This is a genomic window from Microcoleus sp. PH2017_05_CCC_O_A (genome assembly GCF_020738785.1).
Lineage (GTDB): Bacteria > Cyanobacteriota > Cyanobacteriia > Cyanobacteriales > Microcoleaceae > Microcoleus.
Window position 1 is genome coordinate 1 of record NZ_JAEQCB010000022.1, and the last position, 11228, is coordinate 11228.

Sequence of the window (11228 nt, forward strand, 5' to 3'; positions counted from 1 at the left end):
AAAAAGCCTCAAATGATTGCAGAGCAATTATTTGAGGTTTTGAGAATTCTGAATTCTTTTGAAATTAAATCCGATCGAATATCTGCGGAATGTGGGTTACAAGGTTTGTAGTGAGGACTTCAGTCCTGCTTTTTCCGAGAACAAAAGTCCTCACTACGAACAGATTTTATAAGGTTTGTAGTAAGGACTTCAGTCCTGCTTTTTCAGTAGTTCGATCGCTCAGACTTGAATTCTGATTTTCCTCAATCAAGAACTTAAGATTCCTTACGGGGAATTTTCCCACTCAGGGGTAAGCTGGCGGAAATTGTATTTAGACGCGCCGGGGTGACAAGTAACGCAACTGCTGATATTTGCTGGTTGCGCCAGCTTGACTCTGGGGTGCAAAGCTTTGAAGTAGCGAGAGGTGGCGACTCGGTAAGCTAGTTCTTCGTCTTTGGCTTCGGGACGGGAAAAAGTTTGCAGGTAGTTCCACACTAGCAGCCGGGGCGGGTCTACTAGGAGTTTCAAGGTTTGTCCGTAGTGTTGGGAATCTTGCAACAAGCGGCGCCAGGTTTCTGTTGGCAATACTTGCGGGGGTAAGCCGATGTGACAGGTGGCGCAGTTTTCTAGGTAGAGTTGCTGTCCGAGTTGGTAGCGTTCGGGGATGCGATCGACAGTGCCATTATCTTCAATAGCAGACACTTGAGCAAGTCGCGCTGGAGTGTTGGAGTTCGCAGTCTGGGCTGCCACCCATCCGCCTCCTGTACAGCAGACAATTATCAACACCAGCAATGTTGAGTAAAGCCCCCGCAAGCCACGAGAGCGATACTTGGGGGGAGTTTCGTGATTCATTCTGTTTCTGCGTTCTGGCTGCTAATTTCTGCGGTCTGGAGGAGTTTTTTCCCAGCCCGCATGGATGGGTTTTCTAGATTACTGGTATGCTCATGCCTTCGCGGGCCAAGCAGCTATTGGCGAATGCTGCCTGCACGTCTGCTTCGACGCGATCGAGAAAATTGTCGTCGTGACCGGGATCGTGGTGAAACATCACGATCTTTTTGACTCCCGCAGCTTTCGCTATTTCTACTCCGGCTTGCCAAGTTGAGTGTCCCCAGCCGACTTTTGGGTTTTTGAAGTCGTAATACTCTTCGTTGGTGTAGTTGGCGTCGTAAATCAGCACGTCTGCGTCGCGAGCTAGGTGTACTACATTTTCGTCCAGCCGATCGGGAAAATGCTCTGTATCGGTGCAGTAGACGGCCGTGTGTCCCTCCCAGGTGACTCGATACCCGATCGCGGTATTCGGGTGATTGAGCAATGCCGTTTCGACTTTCACATCGTCGAGTTCGAGAATATCCCCTGGGGTCAAATCGTTAAATTTGAGGTCTGACTGCATCACCTGGATGGGGACTGGAAAATTGGGGTGGTGCATTTGATCGGCAAGACGCTGTTTGATTGTAGTGCCGTTGGGGGCGATCGCTCCGTAAATGTGAAAGCAGTTCCCCGGGATAAAGGCAGGAGTAAAGAATGGAAATCCTTGAATGTGATCCCAGTGAGTGTGGCTGAAAAACATATGGGCTTCGACCGGCATTTGTCGCAGCAGGTTGAGGCCCAGAACTCGCAGACCGGTGCCACCATCAAAAATCAGGCGTTTTTTCCCCAAGCGCATTTCTACGCAAGAGGTATTACCTCCGTAGCGAATTGTTTTGCTGCCGGGGGTGGCGATGCTGCCCCGCACGCCCCAAAACTGAACGACAAACTCGGTCAAAGGACTATTTTCCATACTGGCTTTCTGATCGGAAGGCTCTGGAGTGGTTTGAGAGGGTGCGGAATCTGGCATCTTTTTTAGGTTTGGGCGCAGGAACTTGGGAGTTGAGATCTTAGTGTTTAGTTTTTAGTGTTTAGTTTTTAGCAATCCGTACTATAAAACGCTTTATAGAAAACTATCCGAGTACCAAACCCGGAAATCAGACTTACCGAACACTTGGGTTGTTAGAAGCCTCAACCCGTGCGCGATCGGTTGCTGTAACAGATATCACGCTTTAGAGACCATTTTTGCACCCTGTGGGCTGCCCGGCGTGCGGAACTGTCCTGAGATTAAGATAGCGTTGATGTCAGTGTTCGGGTAAATTTTCCTCAAAAGTAGAACGCATTCGCCCGCTTGCTGAGAATTTGCGCTTAATCTTACTCTATGACTAGGATTTTTTTCAAGATTGTGCCGGGGGTGGCGGTTTGAGGAATTCCGTTCCGGTGACTGGGGATTCACCAATGATTTTAGATTCTAGCCACCCCCTCCTCGACTGCACGTCCTAGACGCGGATCGGTTGCATTAAGTTCGGCTTCCTGAATTGTTACTCGGGTTGCAGTCGAGGATGCAGGCGCTTGGAACCTATTTGCGATCGGCTGCGATGCACTTTTCGACTAACGGCATTACTAGATCGACATCTTGCCAACCCAGAATTTCGGTCACTTTTTTCTCCAAATTTTTGTAGGTTCTAAAAAATTCGGCTATTTCGTCCAAGCGGTGTGGGGCTACGTCTTTGAGGGACTTATAGTGAGCGTAACGGGGGTCTTTGTCGGGAACGCACAGCAGTTTTTCATCTCTGTCGCCTCCGTCGATCATTTCCAGCATTCCGATCGGACGGGCCGCGATGATGCACCCTGGAAATGTGGGCTCGTCCATCATCACCATGCCGTCGAGGGGGTCACCGTCATCGGCTAAGGTGTTGGGTATGAAGCCATAGTCGCAAGGGTATTGCACTGAGGCATAGAGCACGCGATCGAGTGCAAAGGCTTGCATCTCTTTATCAAACTCGTATTTGTTTTTGCTACCGGCGGTAATTTCGATCAGGACGTTAAGCAGTCCTGGTTTCGGCTGTGCCGGAATTAGCGATAAGTCCACAATAATATCTCCAACTTAACAGATGATCGGGGATGAGTGCTACTTGCCAAATCCCTTTCATAGCATTTTACGGGCGATCGGGATCGATGCTGCATAAAGCTGGATACAAAGCGGGGGAGTGCGAGAAGATACAGCGGACGGGCGGGACATCCCACGAACAATAGATTGGACGGGCGGGACGCCCATCCCACAGTTTGAGAGGGGAATGGTTTGTTTGGGCGATCGAGATATTTTCAGAACCAGATATTATTTTTCCCCTCTGTCAAAGTTTTTTTAATTTTCAATCCCAACCACTGGCTTAGTTCTGTTGCTAACCATGTGATTTCTGATTCACTTAGTCCCTGGTTTTCTCCTAGTTGATATTTTTGCTTGCCAGCTTGAATAAGCATCTGATAAATGTTGGAATTGTATTGCCTAATTTCCAATTGACAAATCTCCTGTCTGGACATCGATCGTGGATAATTCCATTTCAGCCCTAGAAGATTGCTGGTATAGGAGATTTGATGCCGATCTATTCTAACACGCAATTCCCGAAATAATGCAGAGAGAAGTGTTACTACTACAGCAGCTAGTAAACTTCCTGATAGCATAATCAACGAATTCCTTAATAAATTATTGATTACCGATAGGTAATTGGAACCACCTATCCTTAAAAGGATATTTGCAGCAACCGCAGCCGAGAACCAGGCAATCAAACTAAAATCGACTTCCTTAGGTGGAATTATAATTTCTATAAACTCCGAATTTTTTGTGAGTTTAATATCGCTTTCTGGCGGTTGCACTACAAGAGGATTTTTTTTGATTTTGTTGATAGCACAGGGATTTTCGTCGAGCGATCGGAATGCTTTATCAGCCGAAGATAACCGTTTTTCCAAGCTCGGTTCGGTCATCCACTCCAGCCAATGAATCAAATTAGGATTGAGGTGCTTCGCGCGATCGGCAAATTGAATTTTCAAATCCTGCTGCGATATTTCCATGGGATGCAAGCCCGTTACCAAATAAATTAAAGTTCCACCTAAACCGTAAAGGTCAGAAGCCGGAACCGATCGCCCGCCAAATTGTTCCGGCGCCATATATCCGTAAGTTCCGACTACTGTAATTGTGCCGCCAAACTTTGCAGCTTGGTTCTGCACCGAACCGAAATCAACTAAATAAACTTGTCCGACACTATGGCCGGATCTGCTGTGTAGTAAGATATTGCTTGGTTTAATATCGCGGTGAATAACAGGCGGATTTTGCTCGTGCAAATACATCAAAATTGCTAATAGCAATTTAGCTAATTCTTTCACCTCACTTTCGCTAAAAGTACGCCCGCAGCGCAAATGTTCTTCTAAAGTTTTTCCCTCTACATAAGTCTGTACCAAGGCAAAGCTTTTACTGTCTGGTTCGTCAATTTCCAGGTAATCGAGGTGCCGAGGAATTCCTGGGTGAGAAAGTGCTTTTAAAGTTTCCGCTTCCCTTTCAAATAGCTTGAGGTCTTGCCATTCAAAATCGCTACCGAGGAAGAGCTGTTTGATGACAACTAATTCTTGAGTTTGTAAATCGCGAGCCAGCAGCGTTTGGCGACCGGTTTGTTTTCCCAGTATTCGCTGCACTTCATAGCTTTCTGCTAATATTTTACCAGTCATGTTTTATTACCTTTATTTCAATACGGTTCACTTAAGATGGTCATTGCGAGGAACGAAGCAATCACAGTATCTATTTTTCATGAGTTTTCCCTCTTGTCATCTCTTAAGTTAACCGTGTTGACCTTTATTTTAATTTGAAGCGAGCGTCGGGGTTCAGAAATCGGTTTTTTTAGCGAGTCTGGCGGTTACAACGCGTATTTTCGTAAAAACCCGGTTTCTAGAAGTCAGAGTGCCTAATTCCTGTAAATTTTAGATTATAGTCCGCTTGCTTTTTGATACCACCGGGCAATAGACTTGCTAGCTGTCCCCATTGACAGTCCTACAATTAGCGATATTGCAAGTATAAAGCTAATTTCAGACATGGAAAGCTCTCCATCATTAATAATATTCCACGTCCCTTCATCCTTCCAATCCTCCATCATCGGCCACAAGAAAATACTGGTCGCCGAGGTAAATGTCACGATACTAATTGCATTTAAAACCTGTCGGTGAAGTTTGGGATTAGTTAGGGGGGAAAACCAAAAGCACGTCACAATTGCTGCGATTATTCCATTCGCTAACGCCAGAGGCAAGGCGAAAAGAACGCTCCAGAATCCTCCGATAAAAATTTGCTCCCAAAACCCCATCGCAATGATGCTTAAAATTATTACTGCACAAGCTCCTATAGCTTTAGTTCCTGTCGAAATTCCGACCTCGATCGCATTCCAGAACAATTCGTCGGTACTCACAATTTTCCCCTGTCTCACTGGCCGGGAATATTTATCTATTTGCTGCGGTTTTTCCAGAACTTCTTTGGCAATCTGAACTGAGGCGGGACGGCGTTCTAAACTGGGATGCGTCATCCACTTCAGCCAATTGCTAAAACCGGGACTTAATTCCGTGAATTGCTCGAATTCAATCCGCAAATCTTGCTGTGGCAAATCGGCTGGATGCTGCTTGGTAATTAAGGCGATTAATGTTGCTCCCAAGCCGTACAAATCGGAAGCTGGAACTGCTCTCCCGCCAAATTGTTCGGGCGGCATATAACCATAAGTTCCGACAACGGTGACTGTTTTTCCCTGTTGCGTGGCTAGGGTTTGAACAGCACCAAAATCGACTAGGTAGACTTCGCCGACGCTGTTGCCCGATCGATTTTTGAGCAAAATATTGCTGGGTTTAATGTCGCGGTGAATCACCGGCGGCTGTCGCTGGTGCAGGTATCCGAGGATGTCTAGTAATGCTGTGGCTAATTGTTTGACCTCATTTTCGCTGAAGGTGCGGCCGTCTGAGAGATACTCTTGGAGGGATTTGGCTTCGATATAAGTCTGAACTAGGGCGAATCCTTTGCGGCTGGGTGTGTCGATTTCAAAGGAGTCGAGATATCGGGGAATTGCAGGATGGGATAGGGATTTTAAAGTTTCGACTTCTCGCTGGAACAGTTTCAAGTCTTCCCAGTTGAAATCGCTGCTGAATGACAGGAGTTTGACTACTACTTGCTGTTGGGTTTTTAAGTCGCGGGCGAGTAATGTTTGCCGTCCGGCTTGCTTGCCTAGTCGCCGTGAGCACTTATACCGATTTTCTAATATTTCTCCTAACAAATCCCCGATGTTTTGTCCGCTCATGTTCACCTGCCACTGAAGCGATTGAACCCAGCTTAGCTGGCCAAGCTGCAATTGTCTGCACTTGTTTAAGCGATTTAGATCGAACCTGGTGGTATCGCAATTAATATTACCCACACTCAGGAAACGGCACGTCCAGTTTCCCTAGGATCGATCGGGCTAGGGAAACGGCAATGCCGTTTCCTCCTAGCGAGCTCAGAGTGATTGTTTTGGAGTACGAACGCCGCACGATGCCTTGTCCGACATTGCTACGGCAAAAAACTTTTTTTTGCCAAAGAACCAGCGCCTTTAAACACCATAAAAATGCCCCTGATTCAAGCTTAAATTTAACGTTGAATTTGCTTGTAAATTGACTGCACTACATCTAGCATGGTCATGAGTTGGTGCCATTCGGGAGCGTCTGGTTGGTAGCTTTTTGCCCGCTGAGTTTTTAAACTCTGGTGCAATAAATTCAGCAGCGTCTCTGGAGACTGAAACGAGTTATCATCTTCATCTTTTGGGCTGGAGGCTGCATTTTCTATGGTTTCTTTGATGCTTTGTGCCTTATCTGCGAGACTCAAAGCTCTGCCCGCCATGTTTTCTGGCATTTTGGGCCGTTCCGACAAAGACTGGCGGGTCAGTTCTTCGAGCAGTTGGCGGACTTGAGCCACCCATTCGAGATCGTTTACCGAAAACCAATCAGATTTAAACCCTTGTCCCTGTGGTCTTTGCTGAATGCTTTGTAATTTTTGGAGCAGGGGAAGAGACTTTTGAGTGATGTTTTCGGGGATTCTGGGGATATCTGACAGCGAGCTGCGGGCAATCTCTAGCAATAGTTGGTAAACCTGATCTACCGACTCAATATCTCCCGATTGCGAATTCCAATTATCCATAACTGATGCTAGTAGTTTTCTATATCTAAGACTAGAACGTTAGCTTTCTGCTGAAAGCAAGCTGCTTTTAGGATGCGCCAAAGTTATTAAGACTTACGGGCGCGGGGTAAAAAACCCGGTTTTTGAGTGGATGTTAGGTCGCCTTTGCCCCAGATTTTTCTTAAAAACTGGGTAATGCTGGCGCAAGTCCTAATTTTTTTTGGAAGCTCTTCTGAAGGTAGAAGTGCTGTGTTTGTTGTCGCCAAACACCGCACAATGCGGGTATCTGGCGGTGGCGAGGCAAGCGATCCCAAGTCCGGTTATCTAACAATCATACCTGCTGGAGCTGATTTAAAATTGCCCCAACAGGATATTAAGGTTAATTGATTGGAAGGGAGGTGCACTCCCGATCGCCCCCTCCGCACCGGGTACCGCTGCTATTTTTCTTTGAGATTCCATACGCCGTCCCAGTTTAGTACGTCGGGAGGGCTGAGCTTATATAACCCGCAGCGATCGACGTGCAGTTTAGCTGCCTTGTTTTTGGGTTCAATGTCCAGAACAAGGTTAAATTCGCGTTCTGCGTCTCTAAAAGCTTGCTTGGCTTTTGGTTCTAAGACTTTCTTAAACTCGCTGAGGAGTTTTTTCACGCGATCGAGTCCCAGATTTTCAAATTCCTCCTCTAACATTTCTATCACTGTCTCGGAGGCTTTAATTTTAATTTTAGCCTGCAATAGCTGCCTGATCTGTGCGGGTTTCAGCCTTTTAATTTTAGGATTTGATGGTTCTAAGATGTCTGCTTCCAACAGTTTTTTAACCTCGCCCTCTTGCAACGATTGAATATCGTCTGCTGATAGCTGCTTGATTTTGGCTTGCAGCAACATTTTGGCTTCATCTTCCGAGAGGTTTTTGAGACCTTCCAATTTCAACAGTTGGATTTCTGGCTGCAACAGCACGATTAGTTTATCTGCTTCAGACAGATTTTTGGGATCGTACTCTGACAGCTTTTTGAGTTGATATAACAACTTCTTTAGTTCGTATTCCAACTGTTCCTCGACACTGTAGGAAAGTTTTTTGATTTCTGTCTCCGGCATTTGGGCGACATCATCTAAGATATTTTTCACCTCACTGTCAGATAGTCTGTGAGTGACTGGCGTCTTGTAATGTTCGCGACCCTTATTATAATGTTCTACAACTTGTTGCTGTTTTTCGGTTAGTGACTTGCCAATGGGCGAGTATCCTTCTTTGATGCCGACGAGTTCGTAAATGATAACTGGTTCGCTTTTGCCTTTGACGGTAATGAAGTCGAGTTCCCGCACGTAGACTCTCTCGTGATAATGCTTGTAGGTATTGTCACTAATAATTAAGTCAGTTCCGTACTGCTTGCTGGCGCCTTCTAAGCGAGAGGCGAGGTTGACGCCATCTCCTATAGAAGTCAATTCCATGCGTTTACTTGAGCCAATGTTGCCACTGACAACTTGATCGGAATGTATGCCCATACCAATACTGATGGGCAACTCACCATTAGCTATACGATCGAGATTGAATTTATCGAGTTCTGCTCGCATTTTCACTGCTGTTTGCATCGCGCACCAAGCATGATCTTCTAGGGGCGCCGGAGAGCCGAAAACTGCCATCAGAGCGTCGCCGATGTATTTGTCGAGAGTGCCTCCGTACTCGAATACGACATCTACCATCACTTCAAAATACTTGTTGAGCATCACCACCACTTCTTCAGCTTGCAATTTTTCCGTAAGTGTGGTATAGCTGCGAATATCTGAGAACAGCACCGAAACTTCCTTGCGCTTGCCGCCCAATCCTGTATCCCCTGAAGCTAACAGTGCTTCGGCTACTTCTGGGGTCATGTAACGGTACATCAAGTTTTTGACTTGCTTGGCGCTGCTAATATCTTCCATGACGACTAACGCGCCGTTGACTTTGTTGGGATCGGTAGCATCGGTCATTGAGTTGATCGAGAGATTGATACTCTGCGATTTTCCTTCACAGGAGAGCAAAACTTGATCGGGGTAATACTGCTGGCGATCGTTATCGTCTTCTGGAGACAAAGACGCATCGAACCACTTGGCAAAATCGCCTTTTTCTAACTTAATTAACTCGCGCAAAGATTGGCCTTCTGCTAATTCTGCCTCGCTGACACCGAGTAATTTTTGGGCGCTGGGATTTGTCGCAACTATATTGCCTTTTTTATCTGTAGAAATCACGCCGTTAGTCAGGGCGTGCAGCATATCTTTTTGTCTTTGTTCTTGCTGTTTGACTTCTGCAAACAGTTTGGCATTTTGCAGGGCCACTCCTGCTTGGATGTTAAACGACTGCATAAAGTCCAGGTCGTTTTTATTGAAACTCGCTTTCCACTGTTCGGGGGCCTGAGGCCAATCTGCCGGGTTGTAGGGCGGGAATTCTCCTTGTCGTTTTTTGTTGACTAACTGCGTAACTCCAATCAATTTGTTGTCGGAGTTAAACACTGGCATACACAGCATACTGCAAGTGCGGTAGCCTGTTTTTTGGTCGGTATCTCGCGAAGTTTTGGCGCGGGGGTCGTCGTACACGTCAAAGGAAATCAGCAGGTGTTCGCTGGATTGGGCGACGATTCCTGCAAAACCGGCTGTTCTGGGTATGCGAATTTCTGTAAGTGTGCCTTCTTTGTTGGGAAGTTTCGTCCACAGTTCATCTTTATCTTCGTCGATCAGCCAGAGGGTGCTGCGATCGGCATTCATGAGTTCTTTGGCCTGATCCATGACCCTTTTGAGGGTATCTTCTAAGTCGAGACTGCTCTTAGAAAGAGCGTTTACGGCATTCATCAGCGCCGTGGCGGCCCGCTGTCTCTGAGTTGCTGCGTAGAAAGATTTGGAGGATTCTAGAATTAGGCGAATTGAGGGAGCAAATTCATTGAAAACTCGTTCGTCTTCTTCCGTGAATCCAGCCCTGTCGATTTGTCGATCTAAACTAGCGTGATTTTGGTGATCGGGTTTTAGTTTATTAATCAGTTGAACGACTGCTACTAACTCGTTTGTTTCTTCCTTTAGCAGGGGCATTGCCAGCATTGTATAAGTGCGGTAGCCCGTTTTTTCTTCAACTTTTTTGGCGTTAGCCGATCGCGAATCGTTGTAAAAATCGTAAGGGATGTTAACCACTTTTTTCTCGGTGGCTACTTCTCCGGCGATGCCCACGTGGGCGGGAACTCTGATTTCTATGCTTTTGCCATTTTCGTCTTTGGCAACTTTTGCCCAGAGTTCATTTTTGTCGTCGTCTAATAAAAATATCGTAGTGCGATCGGCATTGAGCAATTCCCCTGTTTTGAGGGTAATCGACTGCAACATATCGTTGAGGATAGCGTCAAATCCCTCGCTCTCCAGGATGTTATCGAGCATTCCCAGGGTTTGATTGACAACCTTAAGTTTTTCTTCTACTTCCTTAACTGCTGCTACGGAACTTTCCTTATTTAGGTGAGCAAGAATGTTTGTGACTCCTTGGCGCGGGATAATTGCACTGCTGCTGGTAGGGGCAGGAGCAACCACGGGTTCGGGAGAGGGAGAAGGCGTAGGGGTAGAGTAGGGTTGATTATTTTCACTGCTGATAGGAGTGACATCTATCACGTTGTCCAGAGAAGAGTAATTTGTGGAAGATGCAGGAGGATTCATAGACCTTTACAGAAGCTTAAGTGTAAGGGTTAGTCTAAGCTAGGACAGCGGGCAAGTTCATCTTTTGAGTGAGACAGGTCGCACCTGACTCAAGTATGTGTGAAACTATTTCCCAGTTTACAGAAGTCCGGGCCTAGGGCAAGGGAGGTTCAGTTGGCATTGCTGCTCAACGGCTAGTGATACGGTAAAGCAACGGTGTGATTGCTGGAATCTTTTTAGAGATTGCGAATGGTGTTTTAATGGTTTATTAACTGATTTTGGCATTGTGCGCCCGGTTGAATTAGGTTTGCCCTATTCCAGAGATCGCCGACACGAACAGGAATGCGTGCTGCGGAACTGCTGAAAAACGGATGGCATTGTAGGATTAGCCGCAATTGTGACACCACCCATTGTTGGTGATGTGTGCCCTTCTGTACACAATTGTGGTTTTTAACTAGAATTTCTGTCAATTTTGCTGCTATACCCTTGCATCCCCAGACTTTAGTCTGGGGGCTGCGAGCTTTTTTTGTAAGATTGGCGGTTTTGAACCTCCCCAGGGCTAAAGCGACGGGGATTCGGGCCCACCCAAAAGGGCGACAGTGGGACATTCAAATATCCCTCTAGACCCTCAAGCTTGTGGC

The 11228-nt window shown here is 46.4% G+C and carries 9 protein-coding genes; 2 read left to right on the forward strand and 7 right to left on the reverse strand.

Annotated features, from left to right (window positions below; translation table 11 throughout):
- Positions 1-264 precede the first annotated feature (264 nt).
- From JGK20_RS07130 to JGK20_RS07140, 3 genes are all read right to left on the reverse strand, one after another.
- On the reverse strand, positions 265-831 hold the full coding sequence (locus tag JGK20_RS07130) for a diheme cytochrome C (RefSeq protein ID WP_293214232.1): 567 nt from the start codon (positions 829-831) through the stop codon (positions 265-267).
- Between the two features lie 73 nt (positions 832-904).
- Entirely contained in the window at positions 905-1813 is a 909-nt protein-coding gene (locus JGK20_RS07135; protein ID WP_293152460.1) for an MBL fold metallo-hydrolase, read from the reverse strand.
- A gap of 549 nt (positions 1814-2362) precedes the next feature.
- On the reverse strand, positions 2363-2875 hold the full coding sequence (locus tag JGK20_RS07140) for an inorganic diphosphatase (RefSeq protein ID WP_293152463.1): 513 nt from the start codon (positions 2873-2875) through the stop codon (positions 2363-2365).
- Positions 2876-2907: 32 nt separating this feature from the next.
- Here JGK20_RS07140 and JGK20_RS07145 point away from each other — a divergent pair, with 32 nt between their 5' ends.
- The gene (locus JGK20_RS07145; protein WP_293186843.1) at positions 2908-3039 is read left to right on the forward strand and encodes a hypothetical protein; all 132 of its coding nucleotides are present in this window, start codon (positions 2908-2910) and stop codon (positions 3037-3039) included.
- A 69-nt stretch (positions 3040-3108) separates the two neighbouring features.
- Here the strand turns inward: JGK20_RS07145 and JGK20_RS07150 are convergent, their stop codons facing one another.
- The 3 genes from JGK20_RS07150 to JGK20_RS07160 form a co-directional block, all read right to left on the reverse strand.
- The gene (locus JGK20_RS07150) at positions 3109-4503 is read right to left on the reverse strand and encodes a serine/threonine-protein kinase (protein WP_293193628.1); all 1395 of its coding nucleotides are present in this window, start codon (positions 4501-4503) and stop codon (positions 3109-3111) included.
- Positions 4504-4757: 254 nt separating this feature from the next.
- Positions 4758-6104 (reverse strand): serine/threonine-protein kinase, encoded by a 1347-nt coding sequence (locus tag JGK20_RS07155; protein WP_293199077.1) that lies wholly within the window; start codon positions 6102-6104, stop codon positions 4758-4760.
- Between the two features lie 323 nt (positions 6105-6427).
- The gene (locus tag JGK20_RS07160; protein WP_293186846.1) at positions 6428-6973 is read right to left on the reverse strand and encodes an inorganic pyrophosphatase; all 546 of its coding nucleotides are present in this window, start codon (positions 6971-6973) and stop codon (positions 6428-6430) included.
- Positions 6974-7147: 174 nt separating this feature from the next.
- Here JGK20_RS07160 and JGK20_RS07165 point away from each other — a divergent pair, with 174 nt between their 5' ends.
- On the forward strand, positions 7148-7339 hold the full coding sequence (locus JGK20_RS07165; protein ID WP_293186847.1) for a hypothetical protein: 192 nt from the start codon (positions 7148-7150) through the stop codon (positions 7337-7339).
- A 50-nt stretch (positions 7340-7389) separates the two neighbouring features.
- On the opposite strand, the gene JGK20_RS07170 is transcribed toward JGK20_RS07165, so the two are convergent.
- Positions 7390-10608 carry an adenylate/guanylate cyclase domain-containing protein gene (locus JGK20_RS07170; protein ID WP_293186848.1) on the reverse strand — a complete coding sequence of 1073 codons (3219 nt, stop codon included), beginning with the start codon at positions 10606-10608 and terminating at the stop codon, positions 7390-7392.
- Positions 10609-11228 lie beyond the last annotated feature (620 nt).